This is a genomic window from Agromyces sp. NPDC029043 (assembly GCF_055564615.1).
The window spans coordinates 45802-66925 of the sequence record NZ_JBVHVX010000010.1; the positions used below are offsets into that span (position 1 = coordinate 45802).

Here is a 21124-nt window from a genome sequence, read left to right on the forward strand (position 1 = left end):
GCTACTTCGCCGTGCCGTACTCGGCGTTGTACCGGTCGAGCACGTCGTCGATCGGGGCGTCGAGCACGAGCCTGCCCTTGTCGAGGTACAGCCCGCGGGTGCAGAACCGGCGCAGGTCGCGTTCGTTGTGCGAGACGAAGAACAGCGTCCGGCCGCCGGCGAGCAGCTCCTCGATGCGGCGGTAGCACTTCTCGCGGAAGGCCTTGTCGCCGACGGCGAGCACCTCGTCGACGAGCAGGATGGGCTCCTCGAGCTGCGAGATCACGGCGAACGCGATCCGCACCTTCATGCCGCTCGAGAGGTGCTTGTACGGGGTGTCGAGGAAGTCGCCGATCTCGGCGAACTCGATGATCTCGTCGAACCGCGTGTCGATCTGCGGGCGGGTCATGCCGTGCAGGCCGGCGGTGAGGTAGACGTTGTCGCGAACGGTGAGGTCGTCGACGAACCCTCCGGTGATCTCGATGAGCGGCGCGACGCCCCCGTTCACCATGACGGCGCCCTCGTCGGGCAGCATGACGCCCGCGACGAGCTTGAGCAGCGTCGACTTGCCCTGCCCGTTCCGGCCGACCACTCCGATGGCCTCGCCGGGCTGCACGTCGATCGACACTTCGCGGAGCGCCCAGAACTCGTCGGGCTGCACGCGGCGGCGGCGGCGTGAGAGCAGGTCCTTGAACGAGCGCCGGCCCCGCCGGTTGCGGCGGAACCGGATGCCGAGGTCGTGGGTTCGGATGGCGGCGTCCGGCATCAGATCTCCTTCAGCACCTGGCGCTCGGAGTTGCGGAAGATCCAGAGCCCGAGCGCGAGGATGGCCAGCGACATTCCGGCCGCGACCGCCACGGCGAACCAGTCGAGCTCGGACGGGAAGAAGGCCGCCCGGTAGAGTCCGAAGATGCCCGTGAGCGGGTTGAACGCCGCCCAGAAGTGCAGTTGTTCGGGAAGGTTGCTCGTGCCGTACACGATGGGGGAGGCGTAGAACAGGAACCGCAGCACGAGTTTGGCCGCACGCTCGAGGTCGCGGAAGAACACCACGAGCGGAGCGATCACGAGGCCCACGCCGGCCGTCAGCGCGGCCTGCAGCGCGATCGCGAGCGGGAACCAGACCAGCGCCCACCCGACCTCAGCGCCGAAGAGGATCGCGAAGAGCGCGAGTACCGGCAGCGACAGCAGGAACTCGATCCCCTTCGACAGCACGATCCGGTTCACCCAGATCGTCCGCGGCAACTTGGTGGAGCGCACCAGTTTCGCGTCCTTCAGGAACGCGCGCGTCGAGTCCGACACCGCCCCGTTGAACCACATCCACGGCAGCAGCGCGGCGAGCAGGAACACGATGTAGGGCTCGGTCCCGACGGGCCGCTGGAACACCTGGGTGAACACGAACCAGTAGATGCCGGCCATCACGAGCGGGTCGAGGATCGACCAGAGGTACCCGAGGGCGGACGTCGAGTACCGCACCTTCAGGTCGCGGGTGGTGAGGAGCCACAGGGAGTGCCGGTACCCGGCCCACGGCGTCCGCGAGAACGGATGCGAGTCCGCGTAGCTCATCACGCTCATCATCGTAGAGGCCCGCCGTGCCGCGCCCTGACATGCGAGAAGCGGATGCCTCGTGGCATCCGCTTCTCGTGCTGTGGGATTGCGTCGCAGGTCACACGAAGTGGTTCGCGCGCTCCAGGTCTTCGGCGAAGTCGATCTCGACCGCGTAGAGGTCGGACACGTCCATCGGCTCGACGAGCATGCCGTTCTGCTCGATCGCCAGCTCGATGCCGCGCTCGAAGTAGTCCTGGTCGCCGACGCGCGCGAGGTGCGAGAGCAGCGTCGCCTTGTCGCGGCTGGACACGTAGTTGATGCCCACCGCCTCGCCGAGACCGCCCTTGACCGTCTTGGAGAGCTCCTTGATGTAGCCCTCGGCGCTCGTCGTGTACTTCACCTCTTCGTCGGACACCTTGGCGGTGTTGACGGTCACGAACGACTGGTCCCGCGCGATGTAGGGCAGGGCGCGGTCGAGGATGCGCGGGTCGAAGACGACGTCGCCGTTCATCCAGAGCACGCCGCCGGGCTGCGACGCCTGCAGGGCGCGCATGAGCGACTTCGACGTGTTGGTCTGGTCGTACTCCTCGTTGTAGACGAAGGACGCCTGCGGGAACGCCTCGATGATGTGCTCGAGCTTGTAGCCGACGACGATCGTCACGCTGGCGTTGCGGCCGAAGGCGTGGTGGATGTTGTCGAACTGCTGGCCCATGATCGTGCGGCCGTCGCTGAGCTCGGTGAGCGGTTTGGGGAGGGAACGCCCGAGCCGGCTCCCCATGCCGGCTGCGAGGATCACGATCTGCGTGGTCACTGCATCTCCTTCGTCGATCGGATGGCGCGACGCCCTCGTTTCCACACGAGTTCGCCGGGAGTTCATCCGCAAGTTCACTTCTGGACACGCCGTTATGCCGACTCACAGGATACCGGAGGCTTCCTGCGACCGACGATTCCGTTGACAAGCCGTAGCCCGATCGTGATGCGACACCCAGTTTCCGCTCAGGCACGCGAGCCCGCAAGCGTGCGGACGGCGCTGGTTGGTAGGTTGTCGGGGTGACTTCCGTTTCGCGATCAGGGCCTGACGACGAGACTCCCGGAGGCACCGGCACGGGGGTGCCCGCCGATCGGGGGGATCTGGCCGCGCCCGCGCCGGGGCGCGCGGCCTCGTCGCGAGCCCCGCGGACGCGGTCGTCGCGTGCCGTCGCCGGGACGTCGGCCGGAGAGCCGGCCGCGGCGAAGCGGCCCGCCGCGAAGACGCAGGCCGCGAAGAAGCCGGCAGCGAAGAAGCCGGCAGCGAAGAAGCCGGCCGTGAAGAAGCCTTCCGCCGAGAAGGCGCCCGCGTCGAAGGCGCCCGCGTCACGGACCGCTCCGTCGGGCGACGGGGCAGCGCACGCCGAAGCGGCGACGAGCGACCCCTCGAAGTCCAGCGCCGCCGAGCCGAGTACGCCCCGGGCGCCTCGCAGCACCCGCGGCGCGGCGAAGGCGGCGACGGATGGCTCTGCCGCCGATTCCGCGTCGGAGACCGGCGAGTCCCGTCCGGCGTCGAAGCGGAGTGCGGCCTCGCGAGCGGCGTCCGCGAGCGCGGCGGCGGCGCGCGGCGAGGCGGCGAAGGCCGCTCGGACGCCGTCGTCGTCCGCGGCGAAGTCCCGCGCCCGCACGACCGATGCCCGTCAGAAGGCCGCGCCGGCCCGTCAACGCGTCGCGGCCGCGATGACGACCGACACGACGGCGGCCGAGCGGAACCCGCGCAGGCAGGATGCCACGGAGCCCGTCGTGAGCGCGGCGGGCGTGCCGTCCTCGCCGGCCGTCGAGCCTGCTCCCGCGGTCGACCCACCTCCTGCAGTCGATACGGCTCCTCTCGTCGATAGGGCTCCTGCCGTGGAATCGGCGCCCCAGCCGGAGGAGGTCACGACCGCGGTGATCGCCGAGGTGGTCCCCGCTCCCGACGTCGAGACTGCTCCGGCGGCTGAGCCTGCGCCGGCGGCCGAACCGGCGACTGCGGTCGAGCCTGCGCCGGCCGCGAAGCCCGCGCACGTCGCTGTGCCTGCTCCCGTGGCTGAGCCCGCGCCCGCCGTGCCCGCGGCTGAGCCTGTTCCTGCGGTTGATCGACCGGCTGCGGCCGAACCGCAGGCTGCGCAAGACCACGTCGGCCCGGCGATCCTCGCGGCCGCGACGGCGTCGGTGTCGACAGCTGCGGTGGCCGCCGGCGATGCCCTGCAGCCCGACGCCGTCGAGCCTGCCGCGCCCGAGCCCGAGCCGGCCGCCGCGCCCGATTCCGAGCCCGCAGCTGAGGGCGCCGAGGTGGCGTCCGACGACGTGGCTGCTGCGGGCGACCGCGCGGTCGGCGCCCAGCGCGGCGTGGCCGTCATCCCGTTGGCGGCAGCGCGGCAGGCGCCGAGGAAGAAGCGGACGCTGCGCGTGGCTCGCGGGGCGCCGCCCGCCGATGCGCCCCGCGTGCTGACCGTCGACGCGCTCGTGAAGCGCTTCGGCGACACCACCGCGGTCGACGCGATCTCGCTCGAGGTCCGCGCCGGGTCGTTCTACGGCATCGTGGGGCCCAACGGAGCGGGCAAGACCACGACGCTGTCGATGATCACGGGCCTGCTGCGCCCCGACGCCGGCTCGGTGCACGTGAACGGCATCGACGTGTGGAAGCAGCCCCGCGCCGCCAAGCGGGTCACGGGGGTCCTGCCCGACCGCCTGCGACTGTTCGACCGGCTCACGGGTGCGGAACTCCTGTACTACTCCGGCTCGCTCCGCGGGCTCGACCACCGCACCGTTCTCGAGCGCAGCGCCGACCTGGCCGCGGCGTTCGGCCTCGAGGACGCGCTCGACCGCCTCGTCGCCGACTACTCGGCCGGCATGACGAAGAAGGTCGCGCTCGCCTGCGCGATGATCCACTCGCCACGCGTCCTCGTGCTCGACGAGCCGTTCGAGTCGGTCGACCCGGTGTCGGCGGCGAACCTCACCGACATCCTCGAGCGCTACGTCGCCGGCGGCGGCACCGTGCTGCTCTCGAGCCACGGCATGGACCTCATCGAGCGCGTGTGCGACTCGGCCGCGATCATCGTCGGCGGCCGCGTGCTCGCCTCCGGCACCCTCGACGAGGTGCGCGTCGGCCAGACGCTCGAGGACCGCTTCGTCGAGCTCGCCGGCGGACGCAAGGCAGCGGAAGGCATGGAATGGTTGCACAGCTTCTCCGACTGAAGCTGCGGCTGCTCGGGAACATCTTCCGGCGCAGCGCGTGGCAGGTCGTGGGGATCGCCGTCGGCCTGATCTACGGACTCGGCGCCGCCGTACTGGCGTTCGCCGTGCTCGCCGGTGCTCGGGGGCTCGACGACGTCGAGCTGCTCCGCGACGTCCTCGTCGTCGCGGGGGCCGCGACGGTCGTGGCGTTCCTGGTCGTACCGCTCGTCTTCGGCGTCGACGACACGATGGATCCGCGCCGGTTCGCCCTGTTCGGGATGCCCGACCGCACCCTCGCGCTCGGACTCGCGCTCGCCGCGGCGATCGGCGTTCCCGGGCTGGCGCTCGCCATCGCGCTGAGCGGCACCGTCGTCACCTGGTCCCGCGGCGTCGGCGAGACGCTGCTCGCCCTCCTCTCCGCCGTGCTCGCGTTCGCCACGTGCCTGCTCGCCGCGCGCCTCGCGGCGGGCCTGGCGGGGATGCTGCTGGAGACCCGGCGCAGCCGCGAGGTCGCCGGGGTGATCGGGGTGCTGCTCGTGGTCATGGCCGCGCCGGTCCTCGTGGCGCTGACGACCGTGGACTGGGCGACCTCCGTTCCCCAGGCGATCGGGGCGATCGCCGGCGCGCTGTCGTGGACGCCGCTCGGCGCCGCGTTCGCCGTGCCCGGCGATGCCGCGGCAGGGGAGTGGGGCGCCGCCATCCTGAAGCTGGTCATCGCCGCGGCGACCGTGCTGGTCGCCTGGAAGGCCTGGGAGTTGCTCGTCGCCCGCATGCTCGTGACGCCGGGGCGCGAGGCATCCGCTCGCAGCTATCACGGCCTCGGATGGTTCGGGCGCATGCCGCACGGCGCGACCGGCGCCATCGCGGCCCGCAGCATCACCTACTGGTTCCGCGACGCGCGGTACTGGGTGGCGCTGCTCATGGTGCCGATCACGCCCGTCCTGGTGGCCGTGCCGTTGGGCATCGCCGGCGTGCCCGCCATGTACCTCGGGCTCATCCCGGTGCCGCTCATCTGCCTGCTGCTCGGGTGGAGCCTGCACAACGACACCGCCTACGACAGCACGGCCGTGTGGCTCCACGTCGCCTCGGGTGTGCGGGGCGGCGCCGACCGTGTCGGCCGGCTCGTGCCCGTGCTGATCTCGGGGATCCTCGTGATCGGGCTCGGCAGCGCGGTGACGGTGTTCATCCTCGACGACTGGCGGCTGCTGCCCTCGCTGCTCGGAGTGAGCACGGCGCTGTTGCTCGCGGGGCTCGGCATCGGGTCGATCACCTCGGCGGCGATGCCGTACCCCGTCGTGAAGCCGGGCGACAGCCCGTTCCAGGCACCGCAGTCCACCGGCGCGGTGACGGCGCTCGTGCAGTCGTTCACGATGTTCGGGTCGCTGCTCGTCGCGGCGCCCGCGATCGCCTTCGCGTGGCTCGGCATCTTCGACGACCCGTCCTGGCACGCGGCGTCGCTCGCGGCCGGCGTCGGCCTCGGCATCCTCGTGCTCGGGCTCGGCGTCTGGGCGGGCGGCCGCGTGTTCGAGCGGCGCGGTCCCGAGATCCTCGCGGCGGCTGTGCGCGCGTGATCGCGGCGTAGACTCGACCGCATGATCCGACCCGTGCAGGCGAGCATCGCCGACCCCGATGCGCCCGGCGGCGGCACGTCCGTGCTCGACCGCGAACTCGAGAAGCTCCTCGAAGAGGAGGGCATCGAGCCCGGAGACCACGAGCGGTTCTCCCACTACGTCAAGAAGGAGCAGATCCTCGAGTCGGCCGTTACCGGAAAGCCGGTGAGGGCGCTGTGCGGCAAGAAGTGGACGCCGGGCCGGGACCCCGAGAAGTTCCCGGTCTGCCCGACGTGCAAGGAGATCTACGAGCGCATGAAGAAGGGCTGAGCTCGGCTCGGCTGCTCCCGGCTCAGCGGTAGTTCGTCGGGATCACCGGCTCACCGCGACCCAGGCGGAACGCATCGACCGGCAGCTCCTGCATGACCTCGGCGCGGTGCTCGCGCGCGGCCGCGACGCCGGCGTGCCCGGTGTGCGCCGCGTCGGCCCGGCCCTCGTGCATGAGGTGGACCATGAGCGGGCGCAGCTCGTCGCCCGCCTCGAACTCGGCCGTGCCGCCCGGTCCGTCGCCGACGAAGACGAGCTCCTCGCGGGCGGTCCGGGTGGCGTCGAGTCGCCGCGCGGCGTTCTTGCGCCCGCCGATGCTCAGCTTCTTCGCCGACGACTTGGCCACGTCGACCCATTCGCCGTCGTCGCCGCGGCGGGCGACGAGTTTGTAGACCATGCCGGCGGCGGGCGATCCCGAGCCCGTCACGACCGACGTGCCGACCCCGTACGCGTCGGCGGGCGAGCCGGAGAGCGCGGCGATGGTGTACTCGTCGAGGTCGCTCGTCACGGTGATCCGCGTCTTCACCGCGCCGAGGTCGTCGAGCTGCGCGCGGACGTCGGCGACGACGGTCGGCAGGTCACCCGAGTCGATCCGCACGGCGCCGAGGCCGGTGCCGGCCACCCGGATCGCGGTCTCGACGCCGGTGGGGATGTCGTACGTGTCGACCAGCAGGGTCGTGCCGGTTCCCATCGCGTCGACCTGCGCGCGGAAGGCGGCCTCCTCGGAGTCGTGGAGGAGCGTGAAGGCGTGCGCCGCCGTGCCCATCGTGGGGATGCCCCAGGATCGCCCGGCCTCGAGGTTGCTCGTCGCGTCGAAACCCGCGATGTACGCCGCTCGGGCCGCGGCGATCGCGGACCCCTCGTTCGTGCGACGCGAGCCCATCTCGGCGATGGGCCGGCCGAGCGCCACGGAGACCATGCGCGCGGCGGCGCTCGCCACCGACGAGTCGTAGTTGAGCACCGACAGCACGACCGTCTCGAGCATGACGGCTTCGGCGAAGGAGCCCTGGATCGTCAGCAGCGGCGAGCCCGGGAAGTACGCCTCGCCCTCGCGGTAGCCCCAGATCTCGCCGCGGAACCGGTAGTCGGCGAGCCAGTCGAGGGTCGCGTCGCTCACGACGTGCTGGTCGCGGAGGAACTCGAGCTCGGCGTCGTCGAATCGGAATCGCTCGATGAGCTCGAGCAGCCTGCCCGTGCCCGCCACGACCCCGTAGCGGCGGCCGTTCGGCAGACTCCGCGCGAAGGCCTCGAAGAGGCTCTCGCGGTGGCCGGTTCCGTCCTGCAGGGCGGCGTCCACCATCGTGAGTTCGTATCGGTCGGTGAAGAGCGCTGCGGAGCCGGTCACGCCGCTCAGCCTAGTGCGGCGGGTTCCGGATGCCGCGGAGCGGCCGTCGCCCGGGCCGCGGGCGCCGCGCCCACTGCGACGGCGTTCGCGACCGTGATGAGCGCGAGACCGGCGACCTGCCACGCAGCGAGCGCCTGGCCGAGCACCACGAACCCGGCGAGAGCGGCGGCGGCCGGGTGCACGCTCTGGAGGACGCCGAAGCGCTGTCGTGGCATCCGGCGCAGCACCACGAGGTCGACCGAGTAGGGGAGCGCCGACGAGAGCAGGGCGGCCGCGGCGCCGACCGCGAGCACGAGGAGGATCTCGTGCGCCTCGAGGGAGGCGAGGGCGAGCACGAGGATCGGCGAGGTGAGGACGGCCGCGACGAGCGTGGCGATCGCGGTGCCCTGCACGCCGGGCAGCGTGCGCCCGGCTCGCTGGCTGAGCAGGATGTAGGCGGCCCACGCCACCGCGGCCGTGAGTGCGAGCCCGACGCCGAGCACGTCGATGCCGGGCACGCTGCCGGTGAGCAACGCGACGCCGGCGGCGGCCATGACGGCGCAGACGAGGTCGAGGCGCCGGCGCGAGGCGAGCAGTGCGAGCGCGAGCGGGCCGAGGAACTCGAGCGTGACGGCCGGTCCGAGCCCGATGCGTTCGACGGCGGCGTAGAGCGAGAAGTTCATCACGACGAGCACCGCGCCGAGCGCGATCGCCGGGCGCGTCGCTGCCCAGCTGAGGCCGCGTACGCGGGGACGCGACACGGCGAGGAGGGCCACCGCGGCGAACGCCTGCCGGAGGGCGACGACGCCTGCCGGTCCGACGAGCGGGAAGATCGTGGCGCCGAGTGCCGCGCCGACCTGCACGGAGGCGGCGCCGCCGACGACGGACGCGGCGTCGAGTCGGTCGCGGCGTGCAGCGGTCATGCGGCAACGCTAGTTCGAAATCGATGCCCGGAGAAATGCAATCCGGGTCGATTGATACGCTGAGCGCATGGATGTCGAGCTGCGACACCTGCGCGTGCTCGTCGCGATCGACGAGGAGCGCTCGTTCACCGCGGCGGCCGACCGGCTCGGGATGTCGCAGGCCGCCGTCTCGCGTTCGCTCGCGGCCCTCGAGCACCAGATCGGTGCGCCGCTCATGCATCGCACCACCCGCCGCGTCGAGCCGACCGAGCAGGGCGCGTCGCTCGCGGGCACCGCCCGGCGCGTGCTGGGCGAGCTCGACCGCGCGGTCGCCGCGTTGCGCGGCGAGCGCAGCGTCATCCGCCTCGGGTACGCGTGGGCGGCGCTCGGCGCCCACACCACGCCGGTGCTGCGCGCTTGGAATCGCGCGCATCCGGCTGGACCGCTCCGGCTGGTCCGGCTGAACACCCGCGACGTCGGGCTCCTCGACGGCCACGTCGACCTCGCGGTGGTGCGCCATCCGCTCGACCGACCCGAACTGGACGCCGAGGTGGTGGGGCGCGAGCGCCGTGTCGTGGCCGTGCCGGTCGACCATCCCCTGGCCGAGCACGACGCAGTGCGGCTCGCCGACCTCACCCCGTACGAGGTCGGGGTCGACCGGCGGTCGGGCACGACGACCCCCGACCTCTGGGAGGCGACCGGCGCGAGGGCGCCCCGGCTCGTTCTGACCGGCGACGTGGAGGAGTGGCTCGACCTCATCGCCGCGGGCGACGCGATCGGCGTCACCTCGGAGGCGACCGCACACCACCTGCCGCGACCCGGTGTCGTGTTCGTCCCGCTCGCCGACGCGCCGCCGATGGAGGTCCGCCTGGCGTGGCACCGCAACCACCGGCACCCCGCGACCGGGCGGATCGCGCGGGCGATCCGTGCCGCGCTCGCCGAGCCATCCGCCTGACGGCGCGATCGGCCGGTCTAGGCTGGATGACCGTGACGGACGCACCCATCGGGATCTTCGACTCCGGCGTCGGCGGCCTGACCGTCGCCCGGGCGGTGCGCGACCAGCTCCCGAACGAGGCGATCCTCTACGTCGGCGACCTCGAGCACTCCCCATACGGGCCGAAGCCGATCGCCGACGTGCGCCGCTACGCGCTCGCCGTGCTCGACGATCTCGTCGCCCAGGGCGTGAAGATGCTGGTCATCGCGTGCAACACCGCGTCGTCGGCGATGCTGCGCGACGCGCGCGAACGGTACGACGTGCCCGTCGTCGAGGTCATCCAGCCCGCGGTGCGGCGCGCCGTCGCCACCACGCGCACCGGCCGCGTCGGCGTGATCGGCACGGCCGGAACCGTCCAGTCGCGCGCGTACGACGACGCGTTCGCCGCCGCGCCCCACCTCGAGCTCTCCTCGGCCGCGTGCCCGCGCTTCGTGGAGTTCGTCGAGGCCGGCGTCACGACCGGGCCCGAGGTGCTCGCCGTCGCCGAGGAGTACCTCGCGCCGCTGCGCGACGCCGGGGTCGACACGCTCGTGCTCGGCTGCACGCACTACCCGTTCCTGAAGGGCGCCATCTCGTACGTCATGGGCGACGGCGTCTCGCTCGTCTCGAGCGACGTCGAGACCGCCAACGACGTCTACCGCGTGCTCGTCTCGCAGGGGCTCGAGCGCCGCAGTCCCAGCGCGCCGTTCCACCGCTTCGAGGCGACCGGCGACTCGTCCGCCGCGTTCCTCGACCTCGCGCACCGGCTCATCGGCCCCGACATCTCGAGCGTCGAGCTCGTGCAGACCGGCGCCCTCACGCTTCCGACCGACAGGAGATCCCAGTGACCGAGCATCCCGCACCCGACCTCGTGCGCGCCGACGGCCGCACTCCCGACGCCCTGCGCGACATCGTCGTGGAGCGCGGCTGGAGCGCCCACGCCGAGGGCAGCGCGCTCATCTCCTTCGGCCAGACGAAGGTGCTGTGCACCGCGAGCTTCACCAACGGCGTGCCGCGCTGGATGACCGGCCAGGGCAAGGGCTGGGTCACCGCCGAGTACGCGATGCTGCCGCGCTCGACGAACACGCGCAACGACCGCGAGTCGGTCAAGGGCCGCATCGGCGGTCGCACGCACGAGATCAGCCGCCTCATCGGCCGCAGCCTTCGCGCCGTCGTCGACACGAAGGCGCTCGGCGAGAACACCATTCAGATCGACTGCGATGTGCTGCAGGCCGACGGGGGCACGCGCACCGCCGCGATCACGGGCGCGTACGTCGCGCTCGCCGACGCGATCGAGTGGGCGCGCGGCAAGCGATTCATCGGCCAGAAGTCGACGCCGCTCATCGACACCGTCTCGGCCGTGTCGGTCGGCATCATCGACGGCACGCCGATGCTCGACCTGGCCTACGTCGAGGATGTGCGCGCCGAGACCGACATGAACGTCGTCGCGACCGGCCGCGGCCTCTTCGTCGAGGTGCAGGGCACCGCCGAGGGCGCGCCGTTCGACCGCCGCGAGCTCGACGACCTGCTCGAGCTCGCGCTCGCGGGCACGGCCGAGCTGACCGCCGTCCAGCGCGCCGCGCTCGAGGCGCCGCTCCCCGGCCGCGCCGGGTGAACGGGGGCGAGCGGATGTCGCAGACCGGGCTCGAGGTCGTGCTGGCCACGCACAACGCGCACAAGGTCGCGGAGTTCCAGCACATCCTCGGCGAGCACGTGCCCGGGATCACGGTGCTGGCGTACGACGGACCCGAGCCCGTCGAGGACGGCACCTCGTTCGACGAGAACGCGTTCATCAAGGCCCGCGCCGCGGCATCCCACACCGGCCGCATCGCGCTCGCCGACGACTCGGGCATCGCGGTGGACGTCATGGGTGGGTCGCCGGGCATCTTCTCCGCCCGCTGGGCCGGGCCGGGCCGCGGTGCCGAGGCGAACCTCGAGCTGCTGTTGGCCCAGCTCGCCGACATCCGCGACCCCCACCGCACCGCACACTTCCACTGCACCATCGCGCTGGTGGTGCCGGATGCCGCGGGCGGGCCGCCGCACGAGTTCGCCGCCGTCGGCACGTGGCCCGGCCGCATCGCGGCCCAGCGCGCCGGCGTGAACGGCTTCGGGTACGACCCCATCTTCCTGCCCGACGGGTTCGACGTCTCCGCCGCCGAGCTCGCGCCCGAGGTCAAGAACGCGCACAGCCACCGGGCGCGCGCGTTCCGAGCGCTGCTCCCCGAGCTGGAACGGGTCGCCGCGGCGCGCTCCGGGAGCTGACCCGGGAACCGCCGGCTCAGCTGCCACGGCTGCGGTCGCCCGGTCGCCCGCCGTCGGCGACGAGCGCGTCCAGGTCGCCCACCGGGCCGAGATGGCGCAGCTTGTCGGGATTGAGCTGGTTGCCCACGACCGCGACCCGGCCACCCGCCACGTGGACCATGAGCACGCTCAGGGTCACGCCCTCCGACGAGACCCGCAGCGCCGCCTCGCCGTTGGCGTGCGTGCGCTCCGTCCTGACGGGCAGGCTCTCGCCGCGCCTGACCAGGCCGGCGAGGAATCGGGCGACGGCGACCGCGCCGTGGATCGGCCGGCGGATCGCGGGGGCCTTGCCGCCGCCGTCGCCGTAGAAGACGACGTCATCGGCGAGCGTCCGAGCGAGCGCGTCGACGTCACCGGCGGAGAGCGCGGCGAAGAAGCGATCGAGCAGCGCGGCGTCCCGTTCCGCATCCGCGTCGAAGCGGGGCCGGCCATCGGCGATCCGGGCGCGGGCGCGATGCATCACCTGCCGGCAGGTCGTCTCGGGCCGCTCGACGATCCCGGCGATCGTGGGGTAGTCGACGTCGAACACCTCTCGCAGGAGGAAGACGGCCCGTTCGACTGGGCCGAGACGCTCGAGCACGGCCAGGAAGGCGAACGAGAGCGTCTCGTCGCGCTCGACGCGGTGCGCCGGGTCGGCGTCGGCGTCGGGAAGCGGCTCGGGAAGCCACGGGCCCGGGTACACCTCGCGATTCCGTCGCGCCGACCGCAGGGCATCGATCGCGAGGCGTGTCACGACCGTCGTGGCGAACGCCTCGGGCCGCCTGATCTCGTCGCCGCCGAGCCGGCGTTCCTGGATGCGCACGAAGGCGTCCTGCACGACGTCCTCGGCCTCCGTCACGCTCCCCAGCATCCGGTAGGCGATCGAGAACATGAGCGGCCTGAGGTCGCCCAGCGCGCCGCCGGACTCCGTCATGTACCGAGGATGGCACAACCCCGCCGGCTTCGGGCTGTCACGCCGCGACGGCCTCATCCGTCGGAGGGAGTAGGACGAAGGAAGGAATCGATATGCGAGTCTTCATCGCCGGCGCCACCGGGGCGGTCGGATCCAGGCTGGTCCCGCTCCTGACCGCGGCAGGCCACCACGTGGTCGGCACCTCGCGGAGCGGGGCCCGGCTCGGTGCGGTCGAGCGGGCGGGCGCGAGGGGCGTGGTCATGGACGGTCTCGACGCGGGATCGGTCAGGGCGGCCGTCCTCCAGGCGGAACCCGATGTCATCGTGCACCAGCTCACCGCACTCGGCGGCCCGATGCCGGACTTCCGGCATTTCGACGAGGGGTTCGCGATGACGAACGAACTCCGGACGCGAGGCACCGACCACCTGCTCGCCGCTGCGGCCGAGGCCGGCGGAGTGCGCTTCATCGCGCAGAGCTTCACCGGATGGCCCAATCAGCGCACGGGCGGTCCGGTCAAGACCGAGCAGGATCCGCTCGACCCGTCGCCGACGACACCGTCGCGGCAGACGTTGGCGGCGATCATGTACGTCGAGGCGAGGACCGTCGACGCCGGCGGCCTCGCACTGCGGTACGGGGGCCTGTACGGACCGGGGAACCTGCTCGGACGAGACGGCGAGATCCTCCGGATGGTGCAGGCACGTCGCCTCCCGGTCGTCGGCAGCGGCGCGGGCGTCTGGTCGTTCTGCCACGTCGACGATGCCGCGTCGGCGACCGCCGCCGCGCTGACCCGTGGAGCCCCAGGTGTGTACAACATCGTGGACGACGAGCCGGCGCCGGTCTCCGAGTGGCTGCCGGAGCTCGCGCGACTCGTGGGGGCGAAACCGCCGCTGCGGGTGCCTGCGTGGGCGGCACGGCCGCTGATCGGCGAGCACGGCATCGCGATCATGACGACCATCCGCGGCTCGTCGAACGCCAAGGCGAAGCGCGAGCTCGGTTGGGCCCCGCGGTACGCGTCGTGGCGCGACGGCTTCCGAGAGGGACTCGGCTGAGTCCGGAAGGCCGAGATCCCCGCCGTGTCGTGGTGCCCGGTCGCGGTTGAGAACGCGTCTCATTCCCGTCACCGGCGGCGCCGCGACATCCGGCCTACCCTTGAAGGAGCATGGGACACGCACACGACCACGACGCGCAGGCCGCGAACCGCACCCGGCTCGTCATCGCGATCGCGATCATCGGGGCGTTCCTGGTCGTGCAGGTCGTCGGCGGCCTGCTGAGCGGATCGCTCGCGCTGCTCGCCGACGCGGGCCACATGGCGAGCGACCTGCTCGGGCTCGTCATCGCGCTCGGCGCCGCGCTCGTGGCGGCGCGCCCGGCCACCGATCGACAGACCTACGGGTTCCGCCGGTTCGAGGTGTTCGGCGCGCTCGCCAACGGCGTGATCCTCGTGGTCGTCGCCGTCGCGGTGACGGCCGGGGCGATCGGCCGGCTCGTGTCGGGCGCGCAGGGCGAGGCGCACGAGGTCGCGGGCGGGCCCATGCTCGCGGTGGCGGTCGCCGGGCTCGTCGCGAACGTCGTCGCGCTCCTCGTGCTGCGCGGCGGCGCAAAGGACTCGCTGAACCTGCGCGGCGCCTACCTCGAGGTGCTCGGCGACGCCGTCGGCTCGGTGCTGGTCATCGTCGCGGCCGCCGTGATCCTCGCGACCGGATGGGACGCCGCCGACCCCGTCGCGTCCCTCGCGATCGCGGCGCTCATCGTTCCGCGCGCGCTGATGCTGCTGCGCGACGTGATGCGGGTGCTCAGCCAGTCGACGCCGGCCGAGACGGATGTCGCGGAGATCCGCGACCACATCCTTGGCACGCGCGGCGTGGTCGCCGTGCACGACGTGCACGTGTGGGCCATCACGACCGGCGCGCACGTGTTCAGTGCGCACGTCGAGGTCGAGCCCGCGGTGTTCGCCGAGGCGCGCGTCGGCGAGCTGCTCGACGAGCTGGGCGGATGCCTCAGCGACCATTTCGACGTCGAGCATTCGACGTTCCAGCTCGAGCCCTCGGGCCGCGGCCGGCACGAGCACGCGACGCACGCGTAGCCCGACGCGCAGGGTGCGCGCTCAGCGGTCAGCGGGCGGGTGCTCGTCGCCGTGGTGGCCGCGACCGTCGTGGCCGTGGTCGCCGTCGAGGTGCGGGGGACGGTCGAACACGTCGGGGTCGAGCACGAGCTCCTCGGCCTCCTCCTCGTCGGTGACGACGTCGAGGCCGGCCTCCTCGGCCTTCTTCGCCTTGCGGCGCTCGCTGAAGTAGTGCCACGCGGTGATCAGCGCCGTGCCGCCGACCGCGACGAGCAGGATCACGTCGATGTACTCGCGCACGAGGTACGCGACCGGCGGGATGAAGCTCACGACGTAGCCGAACATCGTCAGGCCGAAGCCCCAGATGACCGCGCCGATGAAGTTGTAGAGCGTGTAGCGGCCGCGGTTCATGTGCCCGACGCCGGCCGCGACCGGGGCGAACGTGCGCACGATCGGCACGAAGCGGGCCAGGATGATCGTGAGTCCGCCGAACCGCTCGAAGAACGCGTTCGTGCGCTCGACGTTCTTGACGCTGAAGAGCCCGCTCTCTTTCCGTTCGAACACCTTCGGCCCACCGCGATGGCCGATCTCGTAGCCCACCTCGCCGCCGACGAACGCCGACAGGCCGATGAGCAGCGCGACGACCCAGACCGACACGCCGAACACGCCGTTCGGCGGCACGAGCTCGGGGTTCGACAGCAGGCCGGAGATGACGAGCAGCGTGTCGCCCGGCAGCAGGAACCCGACGAGCAGGCCCGTCTCGGCGAACACGATGAAGCACACTACGAGGAGCGCCCACGGCCCGGCGGACTGGATGATCGTCTCGGGGTCGAGCCAGGGGATGAGCGCGGTGTGGATCACGGCAGGTGCTCCTGTCGACGGACACGGTGGAGGCCGGGTCGCTGGCGGCGTGGTGTCCGTGCAGTCTACCGAGCGGATGGCTCAGCGGCGGCGGTACTCGACCTCGGGGCGGCCCGGGGTGCCGTAGCGGTTGGCGCGCTCGACGGCGCCCGTGTCGGCGAGGTGCTCGAGGTAGCGGCGGGCGGTCACGCGCGAGAGCTCGAGGCCGGCGGCGAGCTCGGCCGCCGAGACGCCGCTGCCATAGGGGGCCTCCCGCACGGCGGCGCGCACGCGGTCGAGCGTCTCGCGCGTGAGCCCCTTGGGCAGGTCGCCGCCCGCCGAGGTGCGGAGCGCCGCGAACGACGCGTCGACCTCCTGCTGGTCGGTGACGGTCGCGGCGCCGACGCGCGCCCGGTAGTCGCGGTAGGCGCCGAGCTTCTCGGCGAACGCGGCGAACGCGAACGGCTTGATGAGGTACTGCACGATGCCGAGCGACACCGCCGAGCGCACGACGGAGGCCTCGCGGACCGCGGTCACGGCGATGACATCGATCTCGATGCCCGCCGCCCGCAGCGACCGGCACAGTTCGATCCCGGTCGTGTCGGGCAGGTTCACGTCGAGCAGGATCAGGTCGACGCCGAAGATGGCGCCGTCGGGCTGCCGCGCGTCGCGGAGCCGGCGCACGGCCTCGGCGCCGGTGTGCGCGATCCCGGCGACCTCGAAGCCGGCGACGCGACCGACGTAGGCCGCGTGCGCCTCGGCGGTCACGGGCTCGTCCTCGACGACCAGCACGCGGATCGGGCTGTCAGCCATCGGCGGCTCCCGGCGCCCGGGCGACGGCGGGCAGCGGCAGGCTCACCTCGAAGCGCGAACCGTCGACGCGGATGTCGCCGCCGAGGCGGGCGACCGACTGGCGCACGAGCGCGAGCCCGATGCCGTGTCCGTGCGATGGGCCGCGCGCGGCATCGGCCTTGCCCGTCACCCCGAGGTCGAACACGCGCGCGCCGGCGCGCGGACCCGGGCCGCTGTCGGCAACGGCGACCACGAGGCATCCGTCTCGCGTGCCGATCGAGACGTCGACCGCGGGCGACGGCGTCGCGGCGGCGGCGTCGAGCGCGTTGTCGATGAGGTTCCCGACGATGGTGATGGTCTCGCGGGGGTCGATGCCGGTCGCCGCGAGGCGCTCGGGCAGGTCGACGTCGAAGCGGATGCCGCGCTCGCCCGCCTGCGCGGCCTTGCCGAGCAGCAACGCGAGCAGCACCGGCTCCTCGACCGCGGAGAGCAGCCGGTCGGCGAGCGCCTGGCTGAGGGCGAGCTCGCTCGACGCGAGCTCGACGGCCTCCTCGGGTCGGCCGAGCTCGATGAGCGCGATGATCGTGTGCAGGCGGTTGGCGAACTCGTGCGCCTGCGAGCGGAGCGCGTCGGAGAGCGTGGTCATGGTGGCGAGCTCGCCCGTGAGTTCCTGCAGGCGGGTGTGGTCGCGCAGCGTCGTGACCGTGCCGACCCGGCGCGCGTGCGGGTCGCCGGGGCGCAACCGCGAGACGATCACGTCGCGGTCGACCACGAGCACGTGGGTCGGCGTGATCACGATCTCGTCGACGACGGCGTCGGTGCGCGCCAGGACGTCGGCGAGGGATGGGGCGAGCCCCAGCCGCTCGAGCGGCGCCGGGGCGGCATCCCGGCCGGTGGGCTTCGGCATGCCGAGCAGCTCGGCCGCACGGTCGTTGGCGAGCACGACGCGGTTGCGGTCGTCCTGCAGCACGAGGCCCTCGCCGATCGAGTGCAGCACGCCCTCGTAGTACGCGAACATGCGGCTCATCTCCTCGGCGCCGCGACCCCACGTGACCCGCCGCAGGTAGCGGCTGAGCAGCCACGCCCCGAGCGCACCGAGCGCGATCATGACGGCGGCCGCGACGATCACCGTCGCGATGCGCGCCCCGAGCGCGACCTGGGTGTTCGACACCGTGATGCCCGCGGCCACCAGCGCGACGACCTCGCCGGCAGCATCCTCGATCGGCACGACCGACCGGACCGACGGCCCGAGCGTGCCCGTGTACGTCTCGCTGAACGGCTCGCCCGCGAGCGCCCGGTCGATGTTGCCGAGGAACTGCTGCCCGATCCGGGTCGGATCGGGGTGCGTGTACCGGGTGCGGTCGGGCGCCATGATCGTGATGAAGTCGACCTCGGCCTCGCGCATGATGTCGACCGCGTACGGCTGGAGCTCGGCGGTCGGGTCGTCGACCTGCACCCCGTCGACGACGAACGGGTCGTTCGCGATGGTCTGCGCGACCGCCATCGACTTCACTCCGGCGTCGCGCTCGACGTCGGCGCGCGCGTCGGCCCAGATGAGCGCGACGGCAATAACGGCGAGCACCACGATGACCGCGAGCTGCAGGGCGAACAGCTTGGCCGCGATGCTCCATTCGCGCACCCATCGCACCATGTCCACCTCGCAACGTCGCTGTCTGCTGCCACCATACGGCGGTCGCGGCGGCCTGCGACCGGTCGTGCCGCGAACAGTATGAACACAAGCGGATGGCGCGACATCCGCCCGCGCATGCTGTCTCCACACCCCGATTCGTCGCGACCGGCGATGAACGACCAAGGAAGGCAGGGACGGCAATGGCGCTCCAGTCTCGCGTCGACGGCTCGAAGCCGCGGCGGAGGATCGACTCCTCGCACTACCTCTACATCGCGGTGATCGTGGCGGTCGCCGCGGGCATCGCCGTGGGCCTCGCAGCCCCCGAGTTCGCCGTCGGGCTCAAGCCGATCGGCGATGCGTTCGTGCTCCTCATCAAGATGATGATCGCCCCGATCATCTTCTGCACCATCGTCCTCGGCGTCGGCTCGATCGCGAAGGCGGCCACCGTCGGCAAGGTCGGCGGGCTCGCGCTGCTCTACTTCATGGTCATGTCGACGTTCGCGCTCGGCATCGGCCTCGTCGTCGGCAACCTCATCCACCCGGGCGAGGGCCTGAACATCGCGGGCGCCTCGTACGACGCCGGCACCGGCGAGGCGAAGACCACGCAGGAGTTCATCCTCGGCATCATCCCGACCTCGCTGCTGTCATCGCTCGTCGACGGGAACATCCTGCAGGTGCTGTTCGTCGCCCTGCTCGTCGGCTTCGCGCTGCAGAAGATGGGCTCCAAGGGCACGCCGATCCTCGGCGCGATCCGCCAGATCCAGGCGCTCGTGTTCCGCATCCTCGCGATGATCATGTGGGTCGCCCCGATCGGCGCGTTCGGCGCGATCGCCGCGGTCGTCGGCAACACCGGTGTCGCCGCGATCATCTCGCTCGGCACGCTCATGATCGCGTTCTACATCACGTGCGTGCTGTTCATCGTGGTCGTGCTCGGGTCGCTGCTCTGGGCGGTCGCGCGGGTCAACCTCTTCTCGATGATGAGGTACCTCGGCCGCGAGTACCTGCTCATCGTCTCGACCTCGTCGAGCGAGGTCGCCCTGCCGCGGCTCATCGCGAAGATGGAGCACGCGGGCGTCTCGAAGCCGGTCGCGGGCATCACCATTCCGACCGGGTACTCGTTCAACCTCGACGGCACGGCGATCTACCTCACCATGGCGTCGCTGTTCATCGCCTCGGCCATGGGCACGCCGCTCTCGATCGGCGAGCAGATCGGCCTGCTGCTGTTCATGATGGTCGCCTCCAAGGGCGCTGCCGGCGTGACCGGCGCCGGCCTCGCCACCCTCGCGGGCGGCCTGCAGGCGCACCGGCCCGACCTGGTCGACGGCGTCGGCGTCATCGTCGGCATCGACCGGTTCATGTCGGAGGCGCGGGCGCTCACGAACTTCACCGGCAACGCGGTCGCGACGCTGCTCGTCGGAACCTGGACCAAGCAGCTCGACCGCACGCAGCTGCGGTCGGTGCTCGCCGGCGAGCGGCCCTTCGACGAGACCACGATGAGCGTCGACGACCACCTCTCGACCGACGAGCAGGCCGAGGTGGAGCGCGAGCAGCGCCCCTCGACCGAGGCGATCGCCGCGATCGTCGGTGAGCTCGAGCATGAGAAGGCCGGCCGCCGGTGAGCTCGCACACTGCGGGCATCGCCTCGGGCGCCGTCGACGCGGGTCGCACCGCGCCGGCGGCGCCCGCCGCCGTCCCCGCCGCGATCGCGCGGTCCTGGCTGCTCGTGCCCGGCACGGCCGACGCGCTCGCCGACCGGATCGCCGGGTCGGCGGCCGACGTGGTCGTGGTCGACCTGGAGGACGGCGTCGCGCCCGACCGCAAGGGCGAGGCGCGTCGCGGGCTCGTCGCGGCGATGTCGGCGGTCGCCGAGACCGGCTCGACGGGGGCCGGTCGCACCTGGGTGCGCATCGCCGATGCCGCGTCCGACGAGTGGCGAGCGGATGTCGCGCTGCTCCGCGGTCGCGACCTCGCCGCCGGCGTCGTGCTCGCGAAGGTCGAGTCGTCGGAGCAGGTGCGTCGCACGCTCGACGCGCTCGGCGGCGAGGGCGCCGCGCCGCCCGTCGTCGCGCTCGTCGAGAGCGCACGCGGCGTCGAGGCCGCGCTCGAGATCGCGTGGGCGCCGGGCGTCGTACGCGTCGCCTTCGGAAGCGGCGACTTCCGCCGCGACACCGGCGCGGCCGACGATCCGATGGCGCTGCTCTACGCCCGGTCCCGCCTCGTCTCGACGAGTCGTGCGGCCGGGTTGCCCGGGCCGATCGACGGGCCCACGGTGGCGCGCGACCCGGCGACGCTCGCGGAGGCGTCGCGCCACGCGGCATCCCTCGGCATGACCGGCCGGCTCTGCCTGCGCGAACAGCAGGTCACGGCCGTGAACGCCGCGATGAGCCCGTCGAAGGCCGACGTCGCCTGGGCGCTCGACGTGCTCGACTCGATCGAACGCCACGGCATCCGCGACGGCAGCGACCTGCCGCGCCTCGCCCGGGCGCGCTCGATCTGCGACGCGGCCGCAGCGTTCGGGCTCGACGTCGCCCGGCTCGGGCCGGCGGTGTCGGACTACGCGGGCTGACCGTCGGACCGGCCGTCCTCGCCTCCGACGCGGCGGAAGCGCGGCACCACGCGACCGTCGACCTCGACGGTCTCGGCGAACATCCCGAGCGGGCGGATCCACGCCGCGCCGTCGCCGTACAGCTGGCGGTACACGACGAACGGCTCCTCGGTCTCGCTGTGGCGCGCGACCAGCAGCACCTCGTAGCGGGCGCCCTTGTAGTGCTCGTAGACGCCGGGTTCGATCTCGGGTCGGGTCACCCCTCGATGGTACGGATGG

At 72.4% G+C, this 21124-nt stretch carries 21 protein-coding genes; 11 read left to right on the top strand and 10 right to left on the bottom strand.

The genetic code is table 11. The features are described 5' to 3' along the window. Position 1: 1 nt before the first annotated feature. The 3 genes from ACZ4TW_RS13560 to ACZ4TW_RS13570 all read right to left on the bottom strand — a co-directional run bounded on the left by ACZ4TW_RS13560 (position 2) and on the right by ACZ4TW_RS13570 (position 2335). Positions 2 to 745 (bottom strand): ABC transporter ATP-binding protein, encoded by a 744-nt coding sequence (locus tag ACZ4TW_RS13560; protein WP_465543254.1) that lies wholly within the window; start codon positions 743 to 745, stop codon positions 2 to 4. Then, the gene (locus tag ACZ4TW_RS13565) at positions 745 to 1542 is read right to left on the bottom strand and encodes an ABC transporter permease (RefSeq protein ID WP_465543403.1); all 798 of its coding nucleotides are present in this window, start codon (positions 1540 to 1542) and stop codon (positions 745 to 747) included. Before ACZ4TW_RS13565 ends, ACZ4TW_RS13560 begins: the two co-directional genes overlap by 1 nt. Before the next feature lie 100 nt (positions 1543 to 1642). Beyond that, complete coding sequence (locus tag ACZ4TW_RS13570; protein ID WP_465543255.1) at positions 1643 to 2335, bottom strand: phosphocholine cytidylyltransferase family protein; 693 nt, start codon at positions 2333 to 2335, stop codon at positions 1643 to 1645. A gap of 494 nt (positions 2336 to 2829) precedes the next feature. On the opposite strand from ACZ4TW_RS13570, the gene ACZ4TW_RS13575 reads away from it, so the two are divergent. From ACZ4TW_RS13575 to ACZ4TW_RS13585, 3 genes are read left to right on the top strand one after another with little or no spacing between them, the layout of a single operon-like run. Beyond that, positions 2830 to 4728 carry an ABC transporter ATP-binding protein gene (locus ACZ4TW_RS13575; protein ID WP_465543256.1) on the top strand — a complete coding sequence of 633 codons (1899 nt, stop codon included), beginning with the start codon at positions 2830 to 2832 and terminating at the stop codon, positions 4726 to 4728. Next, a complete protein-coding gene (locus tag ACZ4TW_RS13580) occupies positions 4704 to 6278 on the top strand; it encodes a hypothetical protein (protein ID WP_465543257.1) in 1575 nt (524 codons plus the stop codon). The genes ACZ4TW_RS13575 and ACZ4TW_RS13580 overlap by 25 nt, the downstream gene beginning before the upstream one ends. A 21-nt stretch (positions 6279 to 6299) precedes the next feature. Continuing rightward, the gene (locus ACZ4TW_RS13585; RefSeq protein WP_465543258.1) at positions 6300 to 6587 is read left to right on the top strand and encodes a DUF3039 domain-containing protein; all 288 of its coding nucleotides are present in this window, start codon (positions 6300 to 6302) and stop codon (positions 6585 to 6587) included. Positions 6588 to 6609: 22 nt separating this feature from the next. Here the strand turns inward: ACZ4TW_RS13585 and ACZ4TW_RS13590 are convergent, their stop codons facing one another. Further along, positions 6610 to 7929 carry a nicotinate phosphoribosyltransferase gene (locus tag ACZ4TW_RS13590; RefSeq protein WP_465543259.1) on the bottom strand — a complete coding sequence of 440 codons (1320 nt, stop codon included), beginning with the start codon at positions 7927 to 7929 and terminating at the stop codon, positions 6610 to 6612. A 5-nt stretch (positions 7930 to 7934) separates the two neighbouring features. Next, positions 7935 to 8831: an EamA family transporter gene (locus ACZ4TW_RS13595; protein ID WP_465543260.1), complete on the bottom strand. Its 897-nt coding sequence runs from the start codon at positions 8829 to 8831 to the stop codon at positions 7935 to 7937. A 67-nt stretch (positions 8832 to 8898) separates the two neighbouring features. On the opposite strand from ACZ4TW_RS13595, the gene ACZ4TW_RS13600 reads away from it, so the two are divergent. Genes ACZ4TW_RS13600 through rdgB form a run of 4 tightly spaced genes read left to right on the top strand, consistent with a single transcriptional unit; the run spans position 8899 to position 12045 of the window. Beyond that, positions 8899 to 9765 carry a LysR family transcriptional regulator gene (locus ACZ4TW_RS13600; protein ID WP_465543261.1) on the top strand — a complete coding sequence of 289 codons (867 nt, stop codon included), beginning with the start codon at positions 8899 to 8901 and terminating at the stop codon, positions 9763 to 9765. Between the two features lie 32 nt (positions 9766 to 9797). Then, the gene (gene murI, locus ACZ4TW_RS13605; RefSeq protein WP_465543262.1) at positions 9798 to 10631 is read left to right on the top strand and encodes a glutamate racemase; all 834 of its coding nucleotides are present in this window, start codon (positions 9798 to 9800) and stop codon (positions 10629 to 10631) included. Next, the gene (gene rph, locus ACZ4TW_RS13610) at positions 10628 to 11398 is read left to right on the top strand and encodes a ribonuclease PH (RefSeq protein WP_465543263.1); all 771 of its coding nucleotides are present in this window, start codon (positions 10628 to 10630) and stop codon (positions 11396 to 11398) included. Before murI ends, rph begins: the two co-directional genes overlap by 4 nt. A gap of 14 nt (positions 11399 to 11412) precedes the next feature. After that, positions 11413 to 12045 (top strand): RdgB/HAM1 family non-canonical purine NTP pyrophosphatase, encoded by a 633-nt coding sequence (gene rdgB, locus ACZ4TW_RS13615; protein ID WP_465543264.1) that lies wholly within the window; start codon positions 11413 to 11415, stop codon positions 12043 to 12045. Positions 12046 to 12061: 16 nt separating this feature from the next. Here rdgB and sigJ read toward each other — a convergent pair whose 3' ends face one another. Beyond that, entirely contained in the window at positions 12062 to 12997 is a 936-nt protein-coding gene (gene sigJ / locus ACZ4TW_RS13620; protein ID WP_465543265.1) for an RNA polymerase sigma factor SigJ, read from the bottom strand. Between the two features lie 92 nt (positions 12998 to 13089). Here sigJ and ACZ4TW_RS13625 point away from each other — a divergent pair, with 92 nt between their 5' ends. Both ACZ4TW_RS13625 and ACZ4TW_RS13630 read left to right on the top strand, forming a co-directional pair. Further along, positions 13090 to 14025: an NAD-dependent epimerase/dehydratase family protein gene (locus ACZ4TW_RS13625; protein WP_465543266.1), complete on the top strand. Its 936-nt coding sequence runs from the start codon at positions 13090 to 13092 to the stop codon at positions 14023 to 14025. A 110-nt stretch (positions 14026 to 14135) separates the two neighbouring features. Beyond that, entirely contained in the window at positions 14136 to 15059 is a 924-nt protein-coding gene (locus ACZ4TW_RS13630; protein ID WP_465543267.1) for a cation diffusion facilitator family transporter, read from the top strand. 21 nt (positions 15060 to 15080) lie between these two features. Here the strand turns inward: ACZ4TW_RS13630 and ACZ4TW_RS13635 are convergent, their stop codons facing one another. The 3 genes from ACZ4TW_RS13635 to ACZ4TW_RS13645 all read right to left on the bottom strand — a co-directional run bounded on the left by ACZ4TW_RS13635 (position 15081) and on the right by ACZ4TW_RS13645 (position 18321). Beyond that, entirely contained in the window at positions 15081 to 15896 is an 816-nt protein-coding gene (locus ACZ4TW_RS13635) for a DedA family protein (RefSeq protein WP_465543405.1), read from the bottom strand. Positions 15897 to 15980: 84 nt separating this feature from the next. Beyond that, positions 15981 to 16691, bottom strand: a complete 711-nt coding sequence (locus ACZ4TW_RS13640; protein ID WP_465543268.1) for a response regulator — start codon at positions 16689 to 16691, stop codon at positions 15981 to 15983. Beyond that, positions 16684 to 18321 carry an ATP-binding protein gene (locus ACZ4TW_RS13645; RefSeq protein ID WP_465543407.1) on the bottom strand — a complete coding sequence of 546 codons (1638 nt, stop codon included), beginning with the start codon at positions 18319 to 18321 and terminating at the stop codon, positions 16684 to 16686. The genes ACZ4TW_RS13640 and ACZ4TW_RS13645 overlap by 8 nt, the downstream gene beginning before the upstream one ends. Positions 18322 to 18500: 179 nt before the next feature. Between ACZ4TW_RS13645 and ACZ4TW_RS13650 the strand changes: the two genes are divergently transcribed. Then, positions 18501 to 19919, top strand: a complete 1419-nt coding sequence (locus ACZ4TW_RS13650; RefSeq protein ID WP_465543269.1) for a cation:dicarboxylate symporter family transporter — start codon at positions 18501 to 18503, stop codon at positions 19917 to 19919. Then, positions 19916 to 20866, top strand: a complete 951-nt coding sequence (locus ACZ4TW_RS13655; RefSeq protein WP_465543270.1) for an HpcH/HpaI aldolase/citrate lyase family protein — start codon at positions 19916 to 19918, stop codon at positions 20864 to 20866. The genes ACZ4TW_RS13650 and ACZ4TW_RS13655 overlap by 4 nt, the downstream gene beginning before the upstream one ends. On the opposite strand, the gene ACZ4TW_RS13660 is transcribed toward ACZ4TW_RS13655, so the two are convergent. Then, positions 20854 to 21105 (bottom strand): DUF1653 domain-containing protein, encoded by a 252-nt coding sequence (locus tag ACZ4TW_RS13660; RefSeq protein ID WP_465543271.1) that lies wholly within the window; start codon positions 21103 to 21105, stop codon positions 20854 to 20856. The two genes, ACZ4TW_RS13655 and ACZ4TW_RS13660, sit on opposite strands and share 13 nt — an antisense overlap. Positions 21106 to 21124 lie beyond the last annotated feature (19 nt).

Excerpts from the sequence above, each read along its gene's own strand:
- ACZ4TW_RS13560 (WP_465543254.1), bottom strand. The coding sequence starts at position 745 with ATGCCGGACGCCGCCATCCGAACCCACGACCTCGGCATCCGGTTCCGC.
- ACZ4TW_RS13565 (WP_465543403.1), bottom strand. The coding sequence starts at position 1,542 with ATGAGCTACGCGGACTCGCATCCGTTCTCGCGGACGCCGTGGGCCGGG.
- ACZ4TW_RS13580 (WP_465543257.1), top strand. The coding sequence starts at position 4,704 with ATGGTTGCACAGCTTCTCCGACTGAAGCTGCGGCTGCTCGGGAACATC.
- ACZ4TW_RS13585 (WP_465543258.1), top strand. The coding sequence starts at position 6,300 with ATGATCCGACCCGTGCAGGCGAGCATCGCCGACCCCGATGCGCCCGGC.
- ACZ4TW_RS13595 (WP_465543260.1), bottom strand. The coding sequence starts at position 8,831 with ATGACCGCTGCACGCCGCGACCGACTCGACGCCGCGTCCGTCGTCGGC.
- ACZ4TW_RS13600 (WP_465543261.1), top strand. The coding sequence starts at position 8,899 with ATGGATGTCGAGCTGCGACACCTGCGCGTGCTCGTCGCGATCGACGAG.
- rdgB (WP_465543264.1), top strand. The coding sequence starts at position 11,413 with ATGTCGCAGACCGGGCTCGAGGTCGTGCTGGCCACGCACAACGCGCAC.
- sigJ (WP_465543265.1), bottom strand. The coding sequence starts at position 12,997 with ATGACGGAGTCCGGCGGCGCGCTGGGCGACCTCAGGCCGCTCATGTTC.
- ACZ4TW_RS13625 (WP_465543266.1), top strand. The coding sequence starts at position 13,090 with ATGCGAGTCTTCATCGCCGGCGCCACCGGGGCGGTCGGATCCAGGCTG.
- ACZ4TW_RS13630 (WP_465543267.1), top strand. The coding sequence starts at position 14,136 with ATGGGACACGCACACGACCACGACGCGCAGGCCGCGAACCGCACCCGG.
- ACZ4TW_RS13640 (WP_465543268.1), bottom strand. The coding sequence starts at position 16,691 with ATGGCTGACAGCCCGATCCGCGTGCTGGTCGTCGAGGACGAGCCCGTG.
- ACZ4TW_RS13645 (WP_465543407.1), bottom strand. The coding sequence starts at position 18,321 with ATGGTGCGATGGGTGCGCGAATGGAGCATCGCGGCCAAGCTGTTCGCC.
- ACZ4TW_RS13650 (WP_465543269.1), top strand. The coding sequence starts at position 18,501 with ATGGCGCTCCAGTCTCGCGTCGACGGCTCGAAGCCGCGGCGGAGGATC.